General features: G+C 61.7%; 20 protein-coding genes and 2 pseudogenes. 10 read left to right on the top strand and 12 right to left on the bottom strand.

From position 1 onward, the window contains the following. Positions 1–62: 62 nt before the first annotated feature. A complete protein-coding gene (gene grcC1, locus ABQE93_RS24505) occupies positions 63–1,070 on the bottom strand; it encodes a nonaprenyl/(2E,6E)-farnesyl/geranylgeranyl diphosphat synthase (RefSeq protein ID WP_448411060.1) in 1,008 nt (335 codons plus the stop codon). Positions 1,071–1,082: 12 nt separating this feature from the next. Here grcC1 and menJ point away from each other — a divergent pair, with 12 nt between their 5' ends. Further along, positions 1,083–2,312: a menaquinone reductase MenJ gene (gene menJ / locus ABQE93_RS24500; protein WP_448411220.1), complete on the top strand. Its 1,230-nt coding sequence runs from the start codon at positions 1,083–1,085 to the stop codon at positions 2,310–2,312. After that, complete coding sequence (locus ABQE93_RS24495) at positions 2,312–2,752, top strand: GAF domain-containing protein (protein ID WP_448411058.1); 441 nt, start codon at positions 2,312–2,314, stop codon at positions 2,750–2,752. Before menJ ends, ABQE93_RS24495 begins: the two co-directional genes overlap by 1 nt. Before the next feature lie 270 nt (positions 2,753–3,022). On the opposite strand, the gene ABQE93_RS24490 is transcribed toward ABQE93_RS24495, so the two are convergent. The 5 genes from ABQE93_RS24490 to ABQE93_RS24470 all read right to left on the bottom strand — a co-directional run bounded on the left by ABQE93_RS24490 (position 3,023) and on the right by ABQE93_RS24470 (position 5,673). Beyond that, positions 3,023–3,316, bottom strand: a complete 294-nt coding sequence (locus ABQE93_RS24490; RefSeq protein WP_084223074.1) for an integrase core domain-containing protein — start codon at positions 3,314–3,316, stop codon at positions 3,023–3,025. A gap of 200 nt (positions 3,317–3,516) precedes the next feature. Beyond that, entirely contained in the window at positions 3,517–3,834 is a 318-nt protein-coding gene (locus ABQE93_RS24485; RefSeq protein ID WP_165614119.1) for an IS3 family transposase, read from the bottom strand. 49 nt (positions 3,835–3,883) lie between these two features. Further along, entirely contained in the window at positions 3,884–4,009 is a 126-nt protein-coding gene (locus ABQE93_RS24480) for a hypothetical protein (RefSeq protein ID WP_268875933.1), read from the bottom strand. A 440-nt stretch (positions 4,010–4,449) separates the two neighbouring features. After that, a complete protein-coding gene (locus ABQE93_RS24475) occupies positions 4,450–4,854 on the bottom strand; it encodes a RidA family protein (RefSeq protein WP_069404993.1) in 405 nt (134 codons plus the stop codon). Positions 4,855–4,911: 57 nt separating this feature from the next. Then, the gene (locus tag ABQE93_RS24470) at positions 4,912–5,673 is read right to left on the bottom strand and encodes an SDR family NAD(P)-dependent oxidoreductase (RefSeq protein ID WP_069404992.1); all 762 of its coding nucleotides are present in this window, start codon (positions 5,671–5,673) and stop codon (positions 4,912–4,914) included. A gap of 937 nt (positions 5,674–6,610) precedes the next feature. On the opposite strand from ABQE93_RS24470, the gene ABQE93_RS24465 reads away from it, so the two are divergent. From ABQE93_RS24465 to ABQE93_RS24435, 7 genes and pseudogenes are all read left to right on the top strand, one after another. Beyond that, entirely contained in the window at positions 6,611–8,254 is a 1,644-nt protein-coding gene (locus ABQE93_RS24465; RefSeq protein WP_069404991.1) for an AMP-binding protein, read from the top strand. Beyond that, on the top strand, positions 8,244–8,666 hold the full coding sequence (locus ABQE93_RS24460; protein WP_084223072.1) for an acyl-CoA thioesterase: 423 nt from the start codon (positions 8,244–8,246) through the stop codon (positions 8,664–8,666). The genes ABQE93_RS24465 and ABQE93_RS24460 overlap by 11 nt, the downstream gene beginning before the upstream one ends. An 82-nt stretch (positions 8,667–8,748) precedes the next feature. Beyond that, the gene (locus ABQE93_RS24455; RefSeq protein ID WP_069404990.1) at positions 8,749–11,112 is read left to right on the top strand and encodes a bifunctional salicylyl-CoA 5-hydroxylase/oxidoreductase; all 2,364 of its coding nucleotides are present in this window, start codon (positions 8,749–8,751) and stop codon (positions 11,110–11,112) included. Next, positions 11,109–11,444 (top strand): annotated as a pseudogene (locus ABQE93_RS24450) (acyl-CoA dehydrogenase family protein); the annotation flags it as partial. The gene ABQE93_RS24455 and the pseudogene ABQE93_RS24450, both read left to right, overlap by 4 nt. An 18-nt stretch (positions 11,445–11,462) precedes the next feature. After that, entirely contained in the window at positions 11,463–12,263 is an 801-nt protein-coding gene (locus tag ABQE93_RS24445) for an acyl-CoA dehydrogenase family protein (protein WP_448411218.1), read from the top strand. After that, positions 12,260–13,087 carry an enoyl-CoA hydratase family protein gene (locus ABQE93_RS24440; protein ID WP_069404988.1) on the top strand — a complete coding sequence of 276 codons (828 nt, stop codon included), beginning with the start codon at positions 12,260–12,262 and terminating at the stop codon, positions 13,085–13,087. Before ABQE93_RS24445 ends, ABQE93_RS24440 begins: the two co-directional genes overlap by 4 nt. After that, positions 13,036–14,244, top strand: coding sequence for an acyl-CoA dehydrogenase family protein (locus ABQE93_RS24435; RefSeq protein WP_420865826.1), 1,209 nt, complete (start codon positions 13,036–13,038; stop codon positions 14,242–14,244). The genes ABQE93_RS24440 and ABQE93_RS24435 overlap by 52 nt, the downstream gene beginning before the upstream one ends. A 74-nt stretch (positions 14,245–14,318) precedes the next feature. Here ABQE93_RS24435 and ABQE93_RS24430 read toward each other — a convergent pair whose 3' ends face one another. The 5 genes and pseudogenes from ABQE93_RS24430 to ABQE93_RS24410 form a co-directional block, all read right to left on the bottom strand. After that, complete coding sequence (locus tag ABQE93_RS24430; RefSeq protein WP_235848106.1) at positions 14,319–15,278, bottom strand: PaaX family transcriptional regulator; 960 nt, start codon at positions 15,276–15,278, stop codon at positions 14,319–14,321. 93 nt (positions 15,279–15,371) lie between these two features. After that, positions 15,372–18,769: pseudogene (locus ABQE93_RS24425) on the bottom strand (pyruvate carboxylase). A 222-nt stretch (positions 18,770–18,991) separates the two neighbouring features. Beyond that, the gene (gene dmpG / locus ABQE93_RS24420) at positions 18,992–20,005 is read right to left on the bottom strand and encodes a 4-hydroxy-2-oxovalerate aldolase (protein WP_084223070.1); all 1,014 of its coding nucleotides are present in this window, start codon (positions 20,003–20,005) and stop codon (positions 18,992–18,994) included. Further along, complete coding sequence (locus ABQE93_RS24415) at positions 20,002–20,964, bottom strand: acetaldehyde dehydrogenase (acetylating) (protein WP_084223068.1); 963 nt, start codon at positions 20,962–20,964, stop codon at positions 20,002–20,004. Before ABQE93_RS24415 ends, dmpG begins: the two co-directional genes overlap by 4 nt. Further along, entirely contained in the window at positions 20,961–21,776 is an 816-nt protein-coding gene (locus ABQE93_RS24410; protein ID WP_110917297.1) for a 2-keto-4-pentenoate hydratase, read from the bottom strand. The genes ABQE93_RS24415 and ABQE93_RS24410 overlap by 4 nt, the downstream gene beginning before the upstream one ends. A 208-nt stretch (positions 21,777–21,984) precedes the next feature. Here ABQE93_RS24410 and ABQE93_RS24405 point away from each other — a divergent pair, with 208 nt between their 5' ends. Then, complete coding sequence (locus tag ABQE93_RS24405) at positions 21,985–22,728, top strand: IclR family transcriptional regulator (protein WP_110917296.1); 744 nt, start codon at positions 21,985–21,987, stop codon at positions 22,726–22,728. Positions 22,729–23,150: 422 nt separating this feature from the next. Here the strand turns inward: ABQE93_RS24405 and ABQE93_RS24400 are convergent, their stop codons facing one another. Continuing rightward, the gene (locus tag ABQE93_RS24400; RefSeq protein WP_069404999.1) at positions 23,151–24,515 is read right to left on the bottom strand and encodes a lipase family protein; all 1,365 of its coding nucleotides are present in this window, start codon (positions 24,513–24,515) and stop codon (positions 23,151–23,153) included. Positions 24,516–24,763 lie beyond the last annotated feature (248 nt).

Here is a 24,763-nt window from a genome sequence, read left to right as displayed (position 1 = left end):
TAGTGGAGCTGGAAGTCTTCGCTGACATAACGCTGAGCCGACGCCCCCGGTTCCTAGACGTCCTAGCCGTGCCGATGGACGGTGTAGTGCACCAGCGTCGCGAGCGCTTCGCGGCCGGGGCCCTCGGGCAACCGGTTGAGCTCGTCTTCGGCCTTCTCGGCGTACTGCGCGACGGTCTCTTGGGCCCGCGCCATACCGGGTGACCTGCGCAGCAGCTGCAGCGCCTCGGCCAGGTCGTCGTCGTTGTCGACCGGCCGGGAAAGCAGCTCGCGCAGCCGTTCGGCGTCGGGGCCGGTTTCGCGCAGCGCGTAGAGCACCGGAAGGGTGTGCACCCCTTCACGCAGGTCGGTGCCGGGCAGTTTGCCGGATTCGTCGGGGTCGCTGTCGATGTCGATGATGTCGTCGGAGATCTGGAACGCGGTGCCGACGATGCCGCCAAGACGGCTGAGCCGCTCGATCTGCTCGTCGTCGGCGCCGGAGAACGTCGCCCCGAACCGGCCGGAGGCCGCGATCAGGCAGGCGGTCTTCTCGTAGACCACCTTGAGGTAGTGGTCGACGGAGTCGACGTGGTCGGCGGCGCCGCGGGTTTCGCGCATCTGGCCGGTGACCAGTTGCGCGAACGTGTCGGCGATGACCCGTACGGCCTCCGGTCCCAGCCTGCTGACCAGACGCGAGGCCGTCGCGAACAGGTAGTCGCCGGCCAGGATCGCGATGTTGTTGCTCCAGCGGGCGTTGGCGCTCGGGGCGCCGCGGCGGATCTGCGCGTCGTCCATCACGTCGTCGTGGTACAGCGTCGCCAGGTGCACGAGCTCGATGACCGCGCCGGCGACCGTCACCTGCCATGCGTCGGGGTCGGGGCCCAGTCGCGCTGAGAGCACCGTGAACAGTGGACGGAACCGTTTACCGCCCGCCAAAAACAGGTGTTGGACGGCCTCGGACATCAACTCGTCGGCTTTGCCCAGCTCAGCGGCCATCAAGTCCTCGATGCGGGCCACGCCGTCGCGTACGTCCCGCGCGAACGCGGGGTCGCCGAAGTCCACTCCCGCCACCACGCTCGCTGGGGTTCTCACACAGCCAACATACTGGGAACTATGGATTCGCGAGCCGACGTGGTGGTGGTGGGTGCCGGACCCGCCGGATCGGCGGCTGCCGCATGGGCGTGCCGCGCCGGACGTGACGTGGTCGTGATCGACTCCGCCCAGTTCCCGCGCGACAAGTCCTGCGGCGACGGCCTGACCCCGCGCGCCGTGCAGGAGATGGGCCGGCTGGGCCTGGGTTCGTGGCTGGCCGGCCGGGTGCGCCACCGCGGGTTGCGGATGTCGGGCTTTGGCGCCGACGTCGAAATCGAGTGGCCGGGACCGTCGTTCCCGGCGACCTCCAGCGCGGTCCCGCGCACCGAGCTCGACGACCGCATCCGCATGGTGGCCGTCGACGAGGGCGCCAAGATGATGCTCGGCGTGAAAGCCGTTGGGGTTGCTCATGATTCGGCTGGACGGGTGTCGGAGGTGCGGCTGGACTCGGGCGCGTCGATCGGTTGTCGTGAGCTGATCGTCGCCGACGGCGCGCGCTCGACGTTGGGCCGGGTGCTCGGCAGGCAGTGGCACAAGGAAACCGTGTACGGCGTGGCGATCCGCGGCTACATCGGCACTCCGCGGGCCAGCGAGCCGTGGATCACGTCGCACCTGGAGCTGCGCTCACCGGAGGGTGAGGTGCTGCCCGGCTACGGCTGGATCTTCCCGCTGGGCAACGGCGAGGTGAACATCGGCGTCGGGGCGCTGGCGACGGCCAAACGCCCTGCCGACGCCGCGCTGCGCCCGCTGATGTCGTACTACGCCGGGCTGCGCCGCGACGAGTGGGGCTTCACCGGCGAACCGCGTGCGGGGCTGTCGGCGCTGTTGCCGATGGGCGGCGCGGTGTCCGGGGTGGCCGGGCCGAACTGGATGCTGATCGGCGATGCGGCGGCCTGCGTCAACCCGCTCAACGGTGAGGGCATCGACTACGGGCTGCAGACCGGTCGGCTGGCCGCCGAACTGCTGGGCTCCGGTGACCTGACCGCGGCGTGGCCCGCGGTGCTGTCGGCGCACTACGCGCGCGGGTTCTCCGTGGCGAGGCGGCTGGCGCTGCTGCTGACGATTCCGCGGTTCCTGCCGCTGGCGGGCCCGGTGGCGATGCGATCGGACTTCTTGATGACGGTCGCGGTGCGGGTGATGGGCAACTTCGTCACCGAGGAGGACGAGGACTGGACCGCGCGGGTCTGGCGGGCGGCAGGAAAGGTGTCGCGACGCATCGACGAACGCCCCCCGTTTTCCTGATGGGCACGCCGGCTGTCTACCGCGCGCCGATGCGTTCGCGCAGCGACGATTTCGATGCGGCGGCGGCGGTCGAGCGCGCGCTGGCGTCGGGCCTTGTGGGCTTCGGCGAGGCCGGTGCGGATGAGCGGCTGCAGCGCCGCGTCGACCGGTTCGCCGACATCGAAGACGGCGCGTTCGTGTGGACCCGCGACACCGACGGGCTGTACTGGCTGGGCCGCATCGCCGGGCCGTACTTCTACGACGGTGACGGCGCAACGGTGGATCTGGTTCATGTCCGCCCGTGCCGGTGGCTGGCGCGGCCGCTCACCGAAGCCGCGGTGCCCGCGGCCGTCGTGGCCACCTTCGGTCGGGGCGGACGCAACTTCCAGCAGACCCACGACCCGGATGTCGGCGCGCAGACCCAACGGGCTTGGGACACAGGCATTGTCGAGCCGGACTAACTGTAAGCCCAGCTAGCTGTTCACAGAGGTTTGCAACGACGTGGCGACATGACGGAGACCTCCGGGCTTGTCGCGTTTAGTGTGTAAGTGGTTCGGGCCGTTTATGTTTGAGTTGTCCTCATAGTGGGAGTCCTTGCTCGGCGCCCAGCTCCGCCCGCAGCGTCAGCACCGCAGCGGCTTTCATTTCGCGGCCGTAACGGTGTGTCGTGGGTGGCGAGTCCCCGTTGTTGAGTCCACCCGCTTCCAGAGTCTGGGTGGTTTGATCCGTTCTCAGTTGATGCTGCAGGCGACCGGGGTGTGGGTGCACCTGCAGGCGGCAGCGTACTCGGCTGGGGTGCGGTAGCCCAGGGCCGAGTGGCGGTGTCGGTGATTGTGCTCATGCTTGAAGTCGCCGATGACGACGCGGGCCTCGAACAGGGTGTTCCAGTAGTTGCGGTTGAGGCACTCCTTGCGTAGTCGATTGTTGAACGACTCGATGTAGCCGTTATCCCACGGGCAGCCTGGCGGAATGCAGACCATTCCGGTCTTGTTCTGACAGAACCGTTGCAGCGCTTGGAAAACCATTTCGGGGCGTTGTCCATGCGCAGCACCTTCGGCGGGCCGCCGGCCGCGCCGAACACCTTCTTGAGCTCCTCGACCAGGTGCTCGCCGGTGATCGAGCGCTCCACGATGTTCAGCAGCGACTCGCGAGTGTGCTCGTCAATCATCGAGGCGATCTTGATGGCCTTTCCGTCGATGGTGGAGTCGAACTGGAAATCGATCGCCTACACCACCTTCGGCGCATCGGCGACGATGGGCGGCACCGAGGAGACCCCGACCCGCTTTCGCGGGGAGGTGACCTTGACCTGCAGGCCCTCTTCACGCCACAGGCGGTGGATCTTCTTCTTGTTGACCTCACGGCGCTCGTCGTAGCGCAGCGCCGCCCAGGCACGCCGGAACCCGTGACACGGGTGTTTGGTGGCGTAGGCGCGCAGCCAGGCTCTCATCTCGGCGTCTGGATCGGCCGGGGTCTGCGCCAACGGCAGCCGGCGGTAGGTGGAGCGGGCCAGCCCAACGGCTTTGCACGCCAGCCGTTCCGACATACTCAGCGTTTCTTGAGCATGTCGACGGCGCGGCGCTTGGCAGCTGGGCTCAGAATTTTCCCTTCGCCACCTCCCGCAATGCGTCTTTCTCGCGTTCGGCTTCGGCCAGCAGTCGCTTGAGGCGGCCATTCTGCTCGCGCAGCTCCTTGAGCTCCTTGGCGGCGTCGGCATCCATGCCGCCACAGGTTTTCCCGCTGACTGCTGCGGCCTTCGAAGGCAATAGAGCGCGAGACCGCGGCCCCGTTGTTGTCTGATGTGCTGCGCAAACGGCGTGATAAGCACCCCGAGGAGGCCATTGCGGTTGGGGGGCGGGACTTTCCTGGTCACCAGCGGGGACTTCCAATTGGCCATTGACACGCCGCGACTTGTCATGGACCTGATGTAGCAGGTCGACGTCGCGGTCCAAACGACTTCATGTGTGTCGCCGCCAGTCGGAGCGGTATTGCCTTCCTCAAACTTTCATGACGCTCGAGTCACCAAGGCTCGCGGACCTGCAAACGGTTTCGGCCCGTGGTCGTACCGGTAAACCACTACATCCGCGCAGTGGCGCGATATCAATGGGCCGTGGCGCGATATCAATGGGCCGAGAAACTCTATCCCTCTGCCGAGGCATAGTCAGTTGGAGTCGGCCACAACCGCGTATCCCTGTACCTCGACCAATGCATCGGTATCCCACAGGCGCGCAACGCCAACACCCGCCATCGCTGGATACGATTTGCCGATAAGGCGCCGCCATACTTTGCCGAGTTCGCGCGACCTTGCCTTGTAGTCGTCCATATCTACGATGTAGATGGTTAAGCTCGTCAGGTCTTCGGGTCCGCCACCAGCGGCGGCTAGCGCAGTAAGCAGGTTGCCGAGAGCCCGTTCAAACTGCTCGACGACCGTCTTTCCTGTGATGCGCCCAGAAGGGTCTAATGCCGTCTGCCCTGCTAGGAAGATTGTTTTCCCTGTTCCCGCTACAGCGTGGGAAAACCCGCTTGGTTCGCCGAGCTCTGGTGGATTGAAGATTTCGATTGTCATTGGGCGCCTCAGGTAGTGGGGGCGGTCAGTAATGGTCGGCAGCAGTGGACCCCGGTATCACACCTGTATTGCACCTCCATCGATCGCGATAGATTGGCCGTTGAGGGCAGCGTTGCTAATGCAAAACCAAACCGCATCACGGACCTCGTCGATGCGCACCAAGCGCCGATTGAGTTGTTTGGCCTCTAGCGCGGCTCGTGCATCCGCTGCCGTGCGGCCAGCAACCTTGGCGATCTCGGCGATTGTGCGCTGGGTCATCGGCGTATCGACATATCCGGGGCACACTGCATTTGCGGTCACACCGGTGGTCGCCAGCTCTGCGGCGGCCGATCGAACTAATCCAAGTAATCCGTGCTTGCTGGAGGTGTATGCACTGACGTAGGGTTCACCGCGCTTTGCCGCCACGGATGCGACGGCTACTATGCGGCCGTACCCGCCGGCGACCATGCCGGGCACCGCCCTTCGGATGCAGCGGAACGGAGCGGTGAGATTCACCTCTAGCATCGAACGCCATTGGTCGTCCGTAGTTTTGTGCAGTGGAGCTGAGGTTCCGGCGCCGGCGTTAGCTACCAGAACGTCGACACTGCCCCAACGATCTTCTATATGAGTGAAGAGAGCGTCGATAGCGCCCTGGTCGGTGATGTCGGCTGCGACGATGGTCGTCTCCGGCCCACACCGCGATGCGGTCTCTTGCAACTGTTCGACGTTCCGCGCCGTAAGGGCCACGCGATGGCCTTTAGCGCTTAAGTGAATCGCCACTTCACGCCCAATCCCGCTCCCTGCACCAGTCACCAACGCCACCGGGGAAGAGCTACTCACACCGAAACCTTGTCATAGTTTCCGTACGACCGTCAAGAATCAGTTATATGCGCGATCGGAAGAATGCCGCCGGACGGGTCAGCAGATTTGGGCCGCTCCGCGCGGGGCAGCTCCATCTCGTAGCCCTCAGTTAGTTCTTCGAGGCTCAATCGCCTCGGATTACCGGCACCACAACAGGATCCACCAGATCGGCATTAGCTCGCGCTCGTCCTACGATTTGATCTCGTGGCTCGAGCTCATTGAGCGTGGCGACGCATGTGCATAGGTTCAATGCCATGCTGATGCTCACGGTCGCATCGGCAATACTGGACGGCGTCAGTCGCGAAGAGCTCGGCGCATGGATGGTGTGACGCCTTTGCTCGAGCACGTCACGCGACAACCGACATCGAAACCAGCACGAGCGCAGATGGAAGCCATCTACTGGCCCAAGCCGCCCGCACCGACACGTTCTGTTTGATCCATGATGCCTATTCTCCGAGCATCGTCGTAACCCTCTGTCCGGGAGCGTCGTACACCCGGCTGATCGCGGACGGGTCACCCACGCCGGTGTCGGTTGAAACACCCACACTTTGTGATGGGAGTTGCCGGAGCGGGCCGCGACGGCCGTGGCGGCATGGCTGATGCCACACCAAGATTCATGCTTCCTAATGTAGCGTTTGGCTCTGTTCATCACTGATCCTAGATTCTCTCTGGCTCGAGGCAGGCGCTTCCTCTTAGGTCACGCGCAGCGGGGCCGCACTCCGCCGTGCCGCCAATGGCTGCGCCCCCATACTGTCGGCGGTTGCTCGCCAGTCCTTCCAGCCCCATGGCACCCGACTGGGGTCCGGGGGATCGAGCGCGACGAGTCGTTAGGTTAGCGGCGAATTTTCTATATCGTGTTCTGTTGACTGTCGTCACGATCTAGGCATATTCTGGCGCTTCAGAGATTGGAGGTTCAGTGAGCGACTCCCCACCGCCATCCGCGCATGTTGACACATTTTGCCGTGACGGCCTCCCAACTGCGCGCGAGTGGCCTGAACTGGTATTCGATCTCCCTGAACTGCAATATCCAGAGCGCCTTAACTGCGCGGTTGAACTGCTCGACAAAGTCATCGAGCGTTTGGGCGCCGATCGGCCTTGCCTGGTGGCCCCCGGTTCACCGGTGTGGACCTACGGCGACTTGCTTCGAGTGTCCAACCAGATCGCCAACGTGCTCGTCCACGACTATGCGATCGTGCCTGGCAACCGAGTGATGTTGCGAGGCCCAAACACCCAGTGGCTGGTTGCGTGCTGGATCGGTGTGATCAAAGCCGGCGCCGTGGCGGTGACTACAGCTGCCATGCTGCGCTCCGTAGAGCTTACGAAGATTGCCGAGATAGCGAACGTGGATCTTGTATTGTGCGACGCGCGCTTCACCGACTCGCTCATAGAAGCCGACATCCCAAGGCTTCACGTCGTTGAGTACGGCGGTAGCGCCGGCCTGACGAAAGCAATCGCGGGCAAATCAGCCGAGTTTATCGCAGTCGACACCGCCGCCGTCGACGTAGCCTTGCTCGCATTCACCTCCGGGACGACGGGGCGCCCCAAGGCTACCGTTCATTTCCATCGCGACGTACTCGCGATCGCCGACAGCTTCTCGACACACATTCTGAAACCAAAGCCCACCGATGTTTTCACCGGCACTCCGCCGCTAGCGTTCACATTCGGCCTCGGAGGATTGGTTGTCTTCCCGTTACGTGTTGGCGCATCGACGTTACTGCTCGAGAAGGCTTCGCCCGAGCAGCTAGCGGAGTTCATCGCGGATTACAACGTGACAGTGTGCATTACCGCACCAACGGCGTATCGCGCCATTGTGAACTCCGGCAAGGTCGATCGGCTCTCGAGGCTGCGGCGTGCAGTTTCTGCCGGTGAGCATCTGCCCGTCACTACATGGCAGTCGATCTTTGCCGCAACCGGCCTGCGGATCATCGACGGCGTCGGGGCGACCGAAATGCTGCACATTTTCATTGCGAGTGCCGAAGACGAAATCCGTCCAGGATCAACCGGTCGCGTAGTGCCCGGCTATGTAGCGGCGGTACTTGATGAGCATGGCGTCCCGTTGCCGCCGGGAATCCCCGGACGCCTTGCAGTAAAGGGGCCGACGGGCTGCCGCTACCTGTCCGATTCGCGTCAGTGTGAGTATGTGCAGGCCGGCTGGAATATCACCGGAGATATCTTCGTTCAAGACGTCGACGGATACTTCTGGTACCAGGCGCGCAGCGACGACATGATCGTCTCGTCCGGATACAACATCGCCGCACCAGAGGTCGAGCAGGCTCTCATGGCCCATCCCGATGTAGAAGAGTGCGGGGTGGTCGGTCTTTCCGATGATCACCGAGGCCAGCTCGTCAGTGCATTCATCGTCCTGCGTTCCGGCATCGAACCTCACGCGGGGCGAACCTTGGCCCTACAGGATTTTGTCAAGAGTCGAATCGCACCGTACAAGTACCCGCGTCAAATTTTCTTCGTAGATGAGTTGCCAAAGACGGGCACGGGCAAACTCCAACGCCATCGATTGCCCGAACTGGTCTCAGGCCTGAGATTGGAGCCTGATGCGCCCTGAAACGCGAGGCGCCACAACGCAAGTCACCATCGACCAGATTGTCGATTGGCAAGACACCGACGCTGCGGGTCACTATCACCATGCGACGGTTGTGCGCTGGGTGGAAGCTGCCGAGGCGGAGTTGCACGAGAAGTTGGGCATCTTATCAGTCTCCGGCACTATTCCCCGAGCTCATTACGAGGTCGATTATCGAGCACGATTGTGGTTTAGAGACCGCGTGACTATCACACTGTGGGTTGACCAAATTGGCGGTTCATCCTTGCGCTATGGGTTCAGCGTCGCGCGTGCTGACGTTGAGGTCGCCTGTGGCTCAATGACCGTGGTGCATATCGACGGCCTCGGACGACCGTGTACCTGGCCGCGCCACATCCGGAGCGCTCTATCCACCTACTGTCCCGTTCAGCAAGGGTAGTGATATAGCGATTTTTCATTACCGTCCCTTTTCCTTTTATATCCATCCGTTGAAGCTTGCGGCACAGGCAAGGAGAACTAGAGTGCGGATCGCAGTCATAGGTGGTGGTCCTGGCGGCCTGTATTTCTCAGCACTTGTAAAGCAACTTAACCCCGATCACGAGATAACAGTCTGGGAGCGCAACGCGCCCGACGACACATTTGGCTTTGGAGTTGTCTTCTCGGACGAGACCTTGGGCGGGATCGAGCATGCGGATCCGGTCATCTACCGAAACATGGAACGGGAGTTCGCCCGCTGGGACGACATCGATGTCCATTATCGAGATCAGGTGATCACAAGCGGTGGTCACCGATTCGCTGCAATGAGCCGCAAGGCGTTACTGCGTCTACTCCAACACCGGTGCGCGGAACTGGGGGTTAGAGTGCATTTCTGCACAGAAGCACCAGATGTGGTTGCCCTCTCCGCAAGCTGCGATCTTGTGGTCGCCTCTGACGGGGCTAATTCGCTGGTGCGAAGGAGATTCGCGCACACGTTCAACCCTCGTCTTGACCGGGGTGGGTGCAAATACATGTGGCTGGGCACAGACAAGGTCTTTGACTCATTCAAGTTCTACATCCTGGAAACGCCGAGCGGAGTGATGCAAGCCCATGGGTACCCGTTCGACAGCAGCGGTAGTACTTTCATCGTCGAAATGGCCGAATCAGTCTGGCGTGCAGCTGGATTCGACACTATTGCTTCCCAACGGTTATCACCTGGCAAGTCAGATGAAGAATCCATCGAACGGATCCGGAAACTCTTCGCCGGTGTTTTCGATGGCCAAGAGGTGATGGCGAACAACTCGAAGTGGCTGGACTTCACTACGGTTCGCAATGAGACATGGCGCCATGGCAACGTCGTTCTGCTAGGCGATGCTGCCCATACTGCACACTTCTCTATCGGGTCCGGGACCAAGTTGGCAATGGAAGATGCTCTTGCACTTGCTGCTTGCCTGCATGAGAGACCGACGACCGAGGTGGCTCTGGAGGAGTACGAAGCAGAGCGTAAAGCTATCGTGCTTTCCACCCAACGTGCTGCGCAGGCGAGTTCAGAGTGGTTTGAAAATTTGGCGCAGTACATGCATCAAGAACCGATGCAGTTCGCATTCAATATCATGACTCGCAGTCGGCGCGTCACGTATGAGAACTTGCGATTGCGAGACCCAGATTTCGTTGACGAGGCTAATACTTGGTTTGCTGCGCAGTACCCAGCACATCAGCCCGACACTCCGCCGATGTTTCAGCCTTTCCAGCTCGGTGGACTGACACTCGCCAATCGAGTCGTGGTCTCTGCAATGGACATGTACCGCTCAATTGACGGAATTCCTAACGACTTTCACCTGGTCCACCTCGGGGGCAAGGCTCTGGGTGGTGCTGGCCTCGTAATGACCGAAATGGTTTGCGTAAGCGCCGAAGGCCGAATTACACCCGGCTGCACCGGGATTTGGAACGATCAACAGGCGAGTGAATGGCGAAGGTTGGTTGACTTCGTACACCGTGAGACCCAGGCTAAGGTGGGAATCCAACTAGGTCATTCGGGCCGCAAGGGCTCTACCAAGTTGATGTGGGAGGGCATCGACCAGCCGCTCGACAACGGAAACTGGCCAGTCGTAGCTCCCTCGCCCGTGCCGTACAGGCCAGAGAATCAAGTGCCTCGCGAGCTCACTCGCGACGATATGGCCATGATCAAGCGACAATTCGTCGATGCGGCGCTACGCGCGAACCATGCAGGATTCGATCTGCTTGAGCTTCACTGCGCGCACGGCTACCTGCTGTCGTCATTCATTTCACCTATCACCAATCAGCGGAGCGATGAGTACGGCGGTGACCTTCGAGCGCGGCTACGCTACCCTCTCGAGGTTTTTACTGCGGTACGCGAGACATGGCCCCAGGGCAAGCCGATGATTGTCCGCATTTCCGCCACCGACTGGGTCGATGGCGGGATTACTGCCGAGGATGCAGTAGTGATTGCAGAAGCATTCAAGGATGCCGGAGCTGCAGCCATCGATGTCTCAACTGGCCAGGTGACACCAGACGAGAGGCCTGCATTTGGGCGCTCATATCAGACGCCCTTCGCCGACAAAATCCGCAACCAAGCTGACATCGCGACCATCGCAGTGGGTGTCATCTCTTCTCACGACGACGCAAATTCGATTCTCCTGGCTGGGAGAGCTGATCTTTGCGCCCTCGGCCGTGTTCACCTTTACGATCCAAATTGGACGCTGCACGCCGCTGCCGAGCAGGACTACAAGGGCCCAGCCGCTACGTGGCCCAAGCCCTGGGCAGCGGGCCGACGTAAGCCACAGACCGGCCGCACCGACGCTCCCAAACCACGCCTGGAACTAGTTCGCGCCGGTGGGATGGACACGCGTCACGACCGCTGGCGGCCAACGAAGGTGGCGGCACGATGACGACATTGCGCCCAGAGGAAGCCGCATACATCAGCCGAGTCCGCGAGCTCGCGGTTGATGTACTACGACCCCTAACTGAGGAGTGCTGCGAAGCTCGGGTGAACCGACCACTGCTTCGCGCCATGGGTGACCATGGGCTACTCCGCGATCTCTTTGGCGGCGAGGCCGACAGCCCTCCAACTGACGCTGCCGCGATGCGGTTGTGTCTACTCCGAGAAACTATCGCGTCGGTATCAACCGAGGCGGAAACCGCACTAGCGCTACAGGGTCTGGGGAGTTATCCGATCCTCCAGTCCGGGCAGCCGGAAACCATCGACCGCTGGATGACCGGAGTGGTTAGGGGCCACACTGTGGCAGCTTTCGCCCTTACTGAGCCGCGAGCCGGCTCCGATGCCGCCGCCCTCGACTTACGAGCCGAGGCTGACGGCGACGGTTGGCGGCTTTACGGAGACAAGATTTGGATCTCCAATGCTCCGGAGGCCGACGTCTATACCGTTTTCGCGCGCACTACCGCTGATGCGGGTGCTCGCGGGGTCACAGCATTCGCAGTGGCTGGCGATGCAGAAGGCTTGTCAGGCAGCCATCTCGATCTGCTCGCACCGCACCCGATCGGCCGCTTGCGATTTGAGGGAGTCCGCGTCGAACCCCAAGATGTACTTGGCGAACTCGACGGAGGGTTCAAGGTCGCGATGCGCACACTTGACCTGTTCCGCCCGAGCGTGGGCGCCTTCGCAGTCGGGATGGCGCAATCAGCACTCGACCTCACTCTCGACCATGTCTCACGCCGACACGTTCACGGTGCACCCCTCGCGACATTGCAGTCGGTCAACCACACACTTGCCAACCTCGCCACCCAACTGCGAGCTGCGAGATTGCTCGTCTATTCCGCAGCGCGAATGTACGACGACGGCGCCTCGCGTAGCGACATCACCATGGCAGCCGCGATGGCGAAGTTATTCGCTACCGAGACCGCGCAGGTCATCGTTGATCAATGTGTGCAGCTTCATGGCGCCTACGCGCTTGAACGTGGCCACCCGCTGGAACATCTGTACCGCGACGTTCGTGCCCCTCGCATTTACGAAGGTGCGTCGGAAGTGCAACGCTCCATCATTGCCCGAGAACTATTCAGACAGCTTGGGAACGCCTCATGACTCGTTACAAAGCATCAGTCCCACTGACATTCGAGTGGAATCACTTCAGCTACACCGTTACCGGCCCAGTGGCCACTGTCACTCTCAGCCGGCCTGAGAAGCTCAACGCGCTGACGTTTGAGTCCTATGCCGATCTCCGGGACCTGTTGAGCGAGCTTCCTCATCACCCGGGTGTCAAAGTGCTCGTGATACAGGGCGAGGGGAAAGGCTTCTGCGGCGGCGGCGACGTCAACGAGATCATCGGTGAACTCATCAGGATGAAGGCTCGCGAGTTGACGAAGTTCACCAAGATGACCGGCGACGTAATTCGCGCGATGCGCGAGTGCCCGATCCCAATCGTCGCCAAGATTCAAGGAATAGCTGCAGGTGCCGGTGCTGTCATCGCCCTAGCGGCAGACTTCCGGGTGGTGGGTCGCTCGGGACGATTTGCATTCCTGTTCACCAAGGTGGGTCTGTCCGGCGGTGACATGGGCGCAGCGTATTTGCTCCCCCGCGTCGTCGGTTTGGGCCGGGCCACTTCCCTGTTGATGCTGGGTGACACCATCGATGCTGAAACCGCGGACCGTTTCGGTTTGGTATCGCAACTCGTCGATGATGACTCATTAGATGCCGCGGTGACCGCTCTGGCGGCTCGGCTGGCACAGGGACCCTCTCTAGCGCTGTCCCAAACAAAATCATTGTTGACCCGCGAACTCGATATGCCACTGTCGTCCTCATTGGAGCTCGACGCGATGACACAGGCGTTATTGATGACAACTGACGATCACGGTGAATTTCACGCGGCGTTCAACGCCAAACGCCCGCCTCAATGGAGAGGGCAATGATGCAGCCGAGCGACTTCCTAGCAGTTGATGAACTGCTGTCTCCTGAAGCACGCGCCATCGGGCAGACTGTCCGCGATTACGCATGCGCGGAGCTCGCTCCCCGTATCTCCGAGTGGTACGACCACGGCGGCATACCCGCAGAGATCGCGCCCGAATTGGGAAAGATCGGATTGCTGGGAATGCACCTTTCGGGCTATGGATGCGCGGGCACCTCAGCAACCTCATATGGGATTGCATGCCGTGAACTGGAAGCCGTTGATTCTGGATTGCGCAGCCTGGTATCGGTACAGGGCTCATTGGCCATGTTCGCCATCTATAGATGGGGAAGCGAAGAGCACCGCCAGCAATGGCTGCCCCCGATGGCCGCGGGGGAGGCGATCGGCTGCTTCGGGCTGACGGAATCCGATGCCGGCAGCGACCCTGGGGCCATGCGTACCTCAGCAAGGCGCGAAGGCGACGACTGGGTGCTCAACGGCTCGAAGATGTGGATTACCAACGGCACTGTCGCAGACATAGCAGTTGTCTGGGCGCAGACTGAGGAAGGGATTCGCGGGTTCATTGTGCCTGCCGACACCCCGGGCTTCAGCGCGCATGAGATAAAGCGCAAGCTCTCGCTCCGAGCGTCAGCCACCGCCGAACTCGTTTTCGACGATGTCCGACTTCCCGCCTCGGCCGTCTTCCCCGATATTCGCGGGCTGAAGGGACCGCTATCGTGCCTCAACGAGGCGCGATATGGAATCTTGTGGGGCGCCGTGGGCGCGGCTCGATCCTGCTTCGCCGAGGCTCTCGAGTACGCTCAAACTCGCACTCAGTTCGGTAAGCCACTCAGCGCCTTTCAGCTCACCCAACGAAAACTTGCCGACATGTCCATCGCACTGAGCAACGCAGCTTTAACCGCTACGCGACTAGGTCATCTCAAAGATGCTCACCGCGTCACTCCAGAGCAGGTCAGCCATGGCAAACTAGCGAATGTTCGGATTGCAATCGAGGTAGCGCGTACGGCGCGGGGGATACTAGGGGCTGCCGGAATCACCCTGGAGCATTCCGTGATGCGCCACATGAGCAATTTAGAAAGTGTCGTGACGTATGAGGGTACTGAGGAGATGCACGCCCTCAGTATCGGTAGAGCACTGACGGGTGTCTCGGCGTTTCGATGATCCCGTGTGACGAAGATGCACCGATGAAGGTTTACATCGGGTGCTGAAATCATTGAAACTATTGATACATCTGTCTATTGGCGCCGAATAGGAGACTTGGTCGGCTTGGCGCTATCCTCGACACGTCGCCCATGAATGACCGCCAGAGCGTGCTTTTGAGCCAACGGACTCAGGGCTCGGTTTAGTTCGTCGAACAGTACGCCGGCGGCCTCACCATTCCACGCCGGAGGCAGGAGTGAGAGGGGCAGCCCAGGATCGCGGTATGGCAGCTGGCGCCACTTAGTCAACATCGGCACATAGATCTGGAATGCGTCGCGGGGCTCAACTCGCTGTGAGGTCGACCGATACAGAGCCGTACGGTATTGCTGCAGAAAGTCTGCGTACATATCGCTGAGTTCTTCAAGGCTCCACCATGTGTGCACTTTGGCGCGAAGGTCGCCGAAGGCTACGTACTTGCTCAAGAACATGTCTACGTACTCGTACAAGCCACGCCGTTCCAACGCATGTCGCGTTTCCGCAGCCAGATTCCCCGGAGCTAGCCAAACCCCCGCCGCCGCAGTGCCAAAGCCAAGCCGTGTCAAGCTCGACCTCAATTCGTGTCGACGTTCCCGCTCGGATTCAGGGACTGAGAAGACCACTACGATCCAGCCATCATCCACGGTTGCCCGCGTGCGTTCGAATATGCGAACGTCGCCCTCCGCGAGCACCTCTAGGGTCGATGGTGCGAGCGAATATCCCGCAGTTTCGGCGCGATACTCACTGTGAAGGACATCCCGTCGTTTGAGGCGTGAAATCGCCGACCGTACAGCCTGACCCTCGACGCCGAGGTCGGACATCATCGCAACTACGGACGCCACCGACAGCCAGTTGCCTTCAGCCCGCGCGTAAAGGCCAAAGATCGTGAGGATGGATTGAGCGACTCGTGCGTCGCGTCCGCCTCCGGCTGCTTTCCCAACTGCCGTCATGATTTCACCATACGTGTTCGCTGCCAGCACGCATAACGTGGCGTCAGGCGTGTTCAGACCAGAGTTCAATGTGAGACGATCAACATCGATCAAGCCGTATCTGGGCCTGGTTCAGTCTTTGCTAAGAAGGAGCAACTGACAGGGGTACCGTCGACCCGCTCATTAACGCCCGACCACCACCAGCAGGTCGCCGCCTTCGACCTGTGCGGTGTTTGAGACCGCGACGCGGTTCACCTTGCCCGCTTTGGGTGCGGTGATGGCGGCCTCCATCTTCATAGCCTCGATCGTGGCGATCGTCTGTCCGGCCTGGACCTGGTCGTCGACGGAGACGCCGACGCTGACCACGCCGGCGAAGGGTGCTGCGATGTGGTCGGGGTTGGACTTGTCGGCCTTTTCCACGGTCGGGATGTCGCTGGAGACGTTGCGGTCGCGCACCAGTACCGGCCGCAGTTGGCCGTTGAGGATACACATCACGGTCCGCATGCCGCGCTCGTCGGGATCGGAGATCGCCTCGAGCCCGATGAGCAGTTCGACGCCGCGCTCCAGCCGGACCCGGTGCTCCTCGTTGCTGCGCAGCCCGTAGAAGAACTGGTTGGCCGACAGGCTCGACGTGTCGCCGTACTGCTCGCGGTGGGCCTCGAGTTCCTTTGTCGGACCGGGGAACAGCAACCGGTTCAGCGCGGCCTGCCGCTTGGGGCCCGCCTGGGCGAGCACCGCTTCGTCCTGCGCGCTGAGTTCCTCTTGCGACTTGGCCGGCGCATGACCGGCCAGCGCCTTGGTGCGCAGCGGTTCGGGCCATCCGCCGGGGGGATCGCCGAGTTCGCCGCGCAGGAATCCGATCACCGAATCGGGAATGTCGAGCCGCGCTGGGTCCGAGGCGAATTCATCGGCGCTGATACCGGCCCCGAGCAACACCAGCGCGAGGTCGCCCACCACCTTCGATGACGGGGTCACCTTCACCAGCCGGCCCAGCACCCGATCAGCAGCGGCGTAGTTGGCTTCGATCTCTTCGAAGCGGTCGCCGAACCCGAGCGCGATCGCCTGCTGGCGCAGGTTCGACAGCTGACCGCCGGGGATCTCGTGGTGATACACCCGCCCCGTCGGAGAAGGCGGCCCAGATGCCACCACATCGAAGGGCGCGTAAACCTTTCGCAACGCCTCCCAGTACGGTTCGAGGTCGCACACCGCCTGCAGCGACAACCCGGTGTCGAACTCGGTGTGCGCGGTCGCGGCCACGATCGAACTCAGCGCGGGCTGGCTGGTGGTGCCGGCCAGCGGCGCCGATGCCCCGTCGACGGCGCTCGCGCCCGCCTGCCACGCCGCCAGATACGTCGCCAACTGCCCACCCGGGGTGTCGTGGGTGTGCACGTGCACGGGCAGATCGAAGCGACTGCGCAGAGCGCTGATCAATGTGTGCGCCGAGGGCGGGCGCAACAGCCCGGCCATGTCCTTGATCGCCAGCACGTGCGCGCCCGCCTCGACGATCTGCTCGGCGAGCTTGAGGTAGTAGTCCAGGGTGTAGAGGTTCTCGCCGGGGTCAGACAGATTCCCGGTGTAGCTCATCGCGACTTCGGCGATGGCCGTGCCGGTTTCGCGGACCGCGTCGATGGCCGGGCGCATGGATTCGACGTTGTTGAGCGCGTCGAAGATGCGGTAGATGTCGATGCCCGTCGCCGTGGCCTCGGCGACGAAGGCGTGGGTGACGGTTTCTGGGTACGGGGTGTAACCGACGGTGTTGCGGCCCCGCAGCAGCATCTGCAGGCAGATGTTCGGGATGGCCTCGCGCAGCGCGGCCAGCCGCTCCCACGGGTCTTCCTTCAAGAACCGAAGCGCCACATCGTAAGTCGCCCCGCCCCAGCATTCGAGAGAGAGCAACTGCGGGGTCATGCGCGCGACGTAGGGCGCCACCATCGACAGTCCGCTGCTGCGCACCCGGGTGGCCAGCAGCGACTGATGCGCGTCGCGGAATGTCGTGTCGGTGAGGCCCAACGGTTTGGAGTCGCGCAGCCAACCGGCGAACCCCTCGGGGCCCAGTTCGGTCAGCAGTTGCTTGCTGCCGTCGGGCGCCGGCGCCTCAAGATCGATGTCGGGCAGCTTGTCTTGGGGTTACACCGACGCGGTTCGCGGGCCGTGTGGCTGGTTGACCGTCACCTCGGCCAGGTAGTTGAGGATTTTGGTGCCCCGGTCGGCCGGTGTTCTGGCGGTCAGCAGATACCGGCGTTCGTCGATGAACGACGTGCTGATGCGCCCGGCCCGGAAATCGGGATCGTTGACCACCGCCTGCAGGAACGGGATATTCGTCGACACCCCGCGAATCCGGAACTCGGCCAGCGCGCGGCGCGCCCGCGCCACCGCGGTGCCAAAGTCGCGTCCGCGACACGTCAACTTCACCAGCATCGAGTCGAAATGCGCACTGATCTCCGCACCCAGATGAGTACCGCCGTCCAACCGGATGCCCGCACCACCGGGGGTGCGGTACCCGGTGATGCGGCCGGTGTCGGGCCGAAACCCGTTAGCAGGGTTCTCGGTGGTGATCCGGCACTGCAGCGCAAAACCCCGCGGCGACGGCAGACCCTCCTGGCTCAAGCCCAGGCCCTCCAACGTCTCCCCATCGGCGATGCGCAACTGGCTGGACACCAAATCGACATCGGTGATCTCTTCGGTGACCGTGTGCTCGACCTGGATGCGCGGATTGCACTCGATGAACACGTACTGGCCGCGCTCGTCGAGCAGGAACTCCACGGTGCCCGCGAACGTGTAGCCGATCTGGCGGGCGAACGCGACCGCATCCCACAAATCCGTTGCCGCAGTTCCTCAGAGAGGTTCGGGGCGGGCGCGAGCTCGATGACCTTCTGGTGCCTGCGCTGCACGCTGCAGTCCCGTTCGAACAGGTGCATCACGTTGCCGTGGGTGTCGGCCAGGATCTGCACCTCGATATGGCGAGGGTTAACCACGGCCTGCTCGAGATACAACGTCGAGTCGCCGAACGCCGACTCGGCTTCGCGCGCCGCGGCATCGATCGCATCAGCCAGCACGTCGATGTCGGCGACCCGCCGCATCCCCCGGCCCCCACCCCCGGACACGGCCTTGACGAACAACGGGAACTCCAAGCCCTCGGCAGCGGCCATCAACTCCTCGGCCGACGCCGACGGGGCCGACGAGTCAAGCACCGACAGCCCCGCCGAGCGGGCCGCCTCGATCGCCCGCGACTTATTGCCCGCCAACTCAAGCACATCAGCACTGGGCCCAACAAACGCGATCCCGGCCTGCGCACACGCAACCGCCAACGCCGGATTCTCCGACAAAAAGCCATACCCCGGATAAACCGCGTCGGCTCCCGCATGCTGTGCGACCCCGATGATCTCCTCGACCGACAGATACGCCCGCACGGGATGGCCGGTCTCGCCGATCTGGTAGGACTCGTCGGCCTTCAACCGGTGCACGCTGTTGCGATCCTCATACGGATAGACCGCAACCGTGTCGATCCCCATCTCATAAGCGGCCCGAAAAGCGCGGATCGCGATCTCACCACGATTGGCGACCAGGACTTTAGAGATCATCGTCTATATCGTTACGACGCCGCAGAATTCAGTCTTCGCTACTCGTTAGAGACGTCGATTCCAAAATTCACGCTTACGCTCCTCCAGGTCTGACACTTCGAATCAAATCGGCGATCCTCGTCTCGAACTGCCCTGCGCCTCGAAGTCTTCTTGGCATCAACGGGCGTATCGAGCCGGCCTCTGCGGCGCAGGCTCTTTCGGCCCTGGCTTAATACGTTGGATTCATTCCGGCGACGCAACGAGGTCGAGCGCTATATCGACGAGCATGTCTTCCTGGCCACCGATTAGACCCCGCCGACCTACCTCCAACAACAGTGTGCGGACATCTACTCCGTATATGCGAGCTGCGTTATCGGCGTGGTGCAGAAACGATGAATACACCCCGGCATATCCCAAAGTGAGGGTTTCTCGGTCGACCTGAACCGGGCGGTCACGAAGTGGGCGGACAAAGTCGTCGGCGGCGTCTTGGAGTGCGAACATTGCGCAGTTGTGTTCCCAATTGTTTAGATCGGCAACTGCCACGAAGGCCTCGATAGGGGTATTGCCAGCACCGGCACCCTGCCCGGCAAGCGACGCGTCAACGCGGGTTGCCCCTTCTTCGACCGCGACAACGCTGTTAGCTACGGAAAGTGAGAGGTTTTCATGCGCGTGAACACCGATCTGAGTCGTTGGGTCAAGAACATCACGGTAAGCCCGGATACGTTCGCGCATGCCATCCATGGTGAGTCGCCCTCCGGAGTCAGTAACGTAAACACAACGGGCGCCATACGATTCCATCAGTTTTGCTTGTGACGCAAGGTGTTGGGGGTCAGTCATGTGGCTCATCATGAGGAAGCCCGACACATCCATGTCGAGTTCGCGTGCCATGGTGATGTGCTGGGCAGCGATGTCGGCTTCGGTGCAGTGCGTCGCGATGCGCACAGATTGCACGCCCAGCGAGTGGGCGCGCTTGAGTTCAGCGATCGTGCCGATGCCGGGAAGAAGTAATGTTGTGAGGACCGCGTTCTTGATGGCGCTGGCAGCGGCCTCAATCCACTCCCAATCCGTGTGGCTGCCCGGACCGTAGATCAGTGAGGTCCCTGCTAATCCGTCGCCGTGAGCTACTTCAATGGCGTCTACACCAGCAGCATCGAGGGCGGCGGCAATAATCGCCACGTCGATTGGGCTAATCCGGTGCCGAATGGCATGCATGCCGTCGCGCAGCGTGACATCTTGAATGTAGAGCTGGGCGGTCACTGTGGTACCTCCGTTTGGCCGCCGTGTCGTCGCCTATCAGCGATGCACTCGGCGACTTGTAGAGCTGCCGAGGTCATGATGTCAAGATTGCCGGCGTAGGCAGGCAAGTAATGTGCGGCGCCTTGCACCTCAAGGAACACCGACACCCGAGTCCTTACCTGTCTGCTGGCGTCCCCCGCGAGTGTGCAAAGAGGTTCATCGGGTGCGACGGGATGAAATTGCACGGGCTGCTTAAGCCGGTATCCCGGCACGTAACCGGCAACGCTGTCGACCATAGCGTGAATTGAGTCGCGGACAGCGTCGTGGTCCGCGTTGCCGATTAGGCAAAATACAGTGTCGCGCATGATTAACGGTGGTTCGGCCGGGTTGAGGATGATAACAGCCTTACCCCTTGTGGCTCGCCCCACCTGTTCGACCGCACGGGCGGTAGTCTCTGTGAATTCATCGATGTTCGCGCGGGTTCCTGCCCCGGCGGACTTGGAAGCGATGGACGCGACGATTTCGGCATAGTGCACTGCGGTGACCGCCGAGACCGCGGACACTATGGGGATGGTGGCTTGCCCGCCGCAAGTGATCATATTGACATTGGTCGCTCCGGCGTCAAGGCAGGAGAGCAGATTGACTGAGGGGACGACTTGAGGGCCGATCGCTGCAGGTGTCAGGTCGATCAGCGTCTTGGCATAGCCGGCGAGTGCGGCTGCGTTGGCTACGTGCGCGCGCGCCGACGTGGCGTCGCAGACGATGTCGATATCGGTGAATCCGGGCATGCTTATGAGTCCGTCGACGCCCTCGTGTGTGGTGGGAATGCCAAGCCGTGCGGCGCGCGCAAGCCCGTCAGAGCCGGAGTCGATGCCGACCATTGCCGCGACTTGCAGTACTCGAGATGTACGTAAGATTTTGTACATCAGGTCAGTACCGATGTTGCCCGAGCCAATGATTGCGACTTTTATTGCGTTCACGCTATCTCCGACGGTGAGAATTCGGCCAAAATTGTGCCAAGAGGAGCGATCTCGGCGCGAATCCGGGCCCCCGGATACGCGGGAACCATCGGCCCCAAAGCCCCTGACAGAACGATTTGACCGGCGCGCAGGGGGTTTCCATACCTCACAGCGGCGCGGGCAAGCCAGGCCAGGGCGTCGAGGGGATCCCCCAAACAGGCGCGTCCGTCGCCTTGGGACAGCAGTTCGTCGTTGACGAACATGCGCATCTCCGCGTTGCGCGGTTCGAAGACGGTCAGCGGAACCTTGTGCTTGCTGAGGATGAAAAGTCCGCAGGAGGCGTTGTCGGCGACAGTGTCGGCGATACTTAGATTCCATTGTGAGATACGGCTGTCGACAACTTCTAAGGCGGCCACGGCGTAGTCAATGGCAGCAACGAGCTGTTCGCGGTCGCTGACATCGCCGTCGAGATCGGCTTTGAGCATGAACGCAATCTCAGCTTCGACTTTGGGTTGGAGCAGTCGGTGGGAAGGGATCATCGCCGCATCTGAGACATCCATATCGACCGTTAGGAAGCCAAAGTCGGGTTGGTCGACGCCGAGTTGTTGCTGCACCGCCGCAGAGGTAAGGCCGATCTTGCGTCCGACGATAACCGCGCCGTCTCCCACGCGGCGTCGAACAAGTTCGTCTTGGACGCCGTAGGCTCCGTCGACGTTCTCGGCACCGATGAGGTGACGAATCGGCGGAATTGGTCGGCGCAGCTCGGCTGCCTGTTGCAGTAAGTCAGCGACGTAATTGATCGTGTTGCGGGAGACCTGCCCGGTTGGGTTCACGGTTTTTCGGATCGGCCAGGGGCGGTGCCGACATCGTGGTCGTCGATCATCATTTCCTTAGGTCGGCTGCTTGAGACATCTGAGGGCCTGGTGCGCATTCCGGTATGCAGCTGCATGGCATTCTGCTCGACGAAGGGGCCATAATGAAGCGGTGCGGCCCGAAGAACGGAACACTGCAGGGATTCCAGCGACATCGGTGATACGCAGGATGGCACGGCTGCTCGACGAATTACACGCAGCGCAAAGTCCCGTTGGTATCAATGATTTGGCGCGCCGCACTGACCTCCCCAAGTCGACGGTGTCGCGCTTAGTAGCGGAGATGACCCGGACGGGGATGGTCGACCGCTACGCGGAGAAGGTCGGCATCGGTCTGAGAGTTTTCGAGTGGGGCGAGCATGCGAGGAGCCGGCGGTTGACCCGCGACGCTGCAATGCCGATATTGGTGCGCCTGTTGTTGACGACACGTCATACGATTCATCTCGCTGTCCTAGACGGATTCGACGTTCTATACCTCGAAATATTACCGAGTCCCTCTGCGCCCCAGCTGCCTTCGCGCGTAGGCGGTCGTCTTCCAGCACATGCGACGGGTGTCGGGAAGGCGCTACTGGCTGGGGCGCCGCCGCAGGTAGTTGACGCTCTAGTAGCAGCCGGCCTCCCAGCTGTAGGTCCAAGAACTGTTCGACATCCTCAGCTGTTGCGGCGGCAACTCAACCGCGCTGCGACTGGCGACTTGGCTCTCGAGCACGAAGAGTCAGGACCCGGAATCTCCTGCGTCGCTGCGTCTATTCGCGACACCAGCGGCGCCGCCATCGCCGCGATTTCCGCTGCGGGGTGGACGGGCAACATGAACATGCGTACGGTTGCGCCGATCGTACAAGAGGCGGCGCGCAGCATCGGCATTAGACTTGACAAGCTAACCGAGGAAGGGCTGGCAACATCACGATCCCTGTAGCAAGAAGGCGGTCTGCATGAGTTGAAAAGCGCCCGTCTACCTGTACGTGAAAGCCTCGTCTCCTATCCGAGATTAGTTGCTGCAGTGGTGCTACCGGTCGCCGCAACCGATCAGTCGGGAGCTTTGGCGTTAGACAGTATGCTGGCAAGCCACTTCTTCTGCGTCACTTCGGCAATGCGCTCAGGCGATTGACGCCTACCGACGACAATGCCTAACGTGACACATGTTCCAACGTCGGACGCATAATAATCTTGAAAGGCGACAACAACCTCGAGTAGAACGGGTTATGCCTCCCGCTTGTGACGATCACTTGCCAAGAACCGGGTGAAGTCGACGTGAGGTCTCGTCACTGTCGGCCGTGCGCGGGGTAACGCCGCCAATCGAAGGCGTAACCGTTAACGCTCACCCAGTCGTGGTGCCTCTCATATCAACCCACAGTTTGGTGTGGTGGGCAGTCCGTTGAACCGATCGGCGACCCATTGCATGGATCGCTCACCGTCAACCCAGTAGGTCAAGAAGTGATTGGTGAAGGTCTTGTTCAGAAACGGTGGCTGTTCATTGGTCCAGAACTCGACATCTGCACCTTTCGAACACCAGTCGACAGCCAGCTGATGCGCCCCGGTCCATGGGCTGAACGGATCGTAACGGTTGACGTCTATAAACACCGGCATCGACGGTCTCAGCGTCCCTATCCGCTGCGCGTCAAGGATGCCCTTCAACGGCTCCGAGGACATCAGTGCAACAGGGTCGGTATTGAAGTACGGCGCCACATGGCGGAACCCGAAGCTTGCCATGACTTCCACCGTGCACATCACTTGCGTGCGTTGAACAAGGTCCTTACCTCGATCACTGAGCGTGCCCATAAGTGGTTCGGCCGTTTGTGGATAGGCCGCCGCGATACCGTTGAGCAACAACCCGAGCGCTCCGTTGAGGATGCTGCCGTCCAGGAATGGCAAGACTATCGACAGGTCCGCGAAGGGAGCTCCCACCCAGGCGCCGACTACGCGCATGTCCGGGGCATAGCTCGCAGCTAGTTCGGCAGCAGATGCCGAGGCCGAGCCGCCTTGGGAGTAGCCCCAAAAAGCCACCGGCCCGTTTGGGTCCAGTGAGGTGGCCGGCAACTTCATTGCCGCGCGGGCAGCATCGATCAGTACGTGCCCCTGCGAGACACGGTTGAGGAATGGCTGAATCTTTCCCGGTATTCCCGATCCTTCGTAGTCGGTCACTACGATGGCGAAGCCGCGGGCCACCATGGTCGCCACGAATGTCTCCTCGAGATTGACCATAAGATCGAACCCCGAGTGGCCGACGGATGCGTGAATCCCCTGATTGAACATTCGCGACGGCGCGCACTGCTCCCCCAGCCCGTAAGGCAGCGTCGCTAGCGCTATTAGCGGGCGCGGTCCCGTACCTGGCCAGGGGTTGTCGGGTTCAAAGTATGTGCCAGTTACCGCAACAGGATTCCCATGAGTGTCGGTACTGCGATACATGATCCGCGTGCCTTTGGCGACGAAGGCACCAAGTTGACCGGACGGCTCCAGTACTAGTCGTGACGGCTCACTGCGGATTAGATCGCCGGGGGAGCCGAGCGGTAAGGGATCCGGTGGTGTGTAGAACTCCTGATACAACGCCTCGAACTGACCTTCATCGGCATATGCCGGCGCTGACCCGCCGAGCACACTTGCGACGAGTGGAAGACACACTGTGAGAGCTACGCTGACCGCTGCTCGAACTCGTGAGGCCGTTTGTGTGCCGAGGGCGCTCCGCCGAATAGTCCGTGACCTCATTGTCATCCTATCGTTGAGTGTGATCGCGTAAATAGGTGCGGGAAGCGGGTATGGCCTCACCAGTGCACGCGCACGCTTGTGGGTCGTACGCTTGCGGTAACGCCGAGTGCCTGGCTGAGTCGTAACCGCAGCCGTCTAATACCTGGAGATCTTTGGCTCGTCTCAGTGCCACACCCTTGGTGGTGGTCGTGGCGATCAACGTGCGGAGGGTTCTACCCGTGTGGCGCGTGCAATTTGCTTGAGGTGAA

The sequence above is a fragment of the Mycolicibacterium sp. XJ662 genome (assembly GCF_053484035.1).
The sequence above is the reverse complement of the archived record's forward strand: the minus strand, read 5'-3'. Positions and strand labels throughout refer to the sequence as shown.

Coding starts and splice junctions, on each gene's coding strand:
- ABQE93_RS24495 (WP_448411058.1), top strand. CDS start 2,312: ATGGGCACGCCGGCTGTCTACCGCGCGCCGATGCGTTCGCGCAGCGAC.
- ABQE93_RS24490 (WP_084223074.1), bottom strand. CDS start 3,316: ATGGTTTTCCAAGCGCTGCAACGGTTCTGTCAGAACAAGACCGGAATG.
- ABQE93_RS24485 (WP_165614119.1), bottom strand. CDS start 3,834: ATGTCGGAACGGCTGGCGTGCAAAGCCGTTGGGCTGGCCCGCTCCACC.
- ABQE93_RS24480 (WP_268875933.1), bottom strand. CDS start 4,009: ATGGATGCCGACGCCGCCAAGGAGCTCAAGGAGCTGCGCGAGCAGAAT.
- ABQE93_RS24475 (WP_069404993.1), bottom strand. CDS start 4,854: ATGACAATCGAAATCTTCAATCCACCAGAGCTCGGCGAACCAAGCGGG.
- ABQE93_RS24460 (WP_084223072.1), top strand. CDS start 8,244: ATGCGCCCTGAAACGCGAGGCGCCACAACGCAAGTCACCATCGACCAG.
- ABQE93_RS24440 (WP_069404988.1), top strand. CDS start 12,260: ATGACTCGTTACAAAGCATCAGTCCCACTGACATTCGAGTGGAATCAC.
- ABQE93_RS24405 (WP_110917296.1), top strand. CDS start 21,985: ATGGCACGGCTGCTCGACGAATTACACGCAGCGCAAAGTCCCGTTGGT.
- ABQE93_RS24400 (WP_069404999.1), bottom strand. CDS start 24,515: ATGAGGTCACGGACTATTCGGCGGAGCGCCCTCGGCACACAAACGGCC.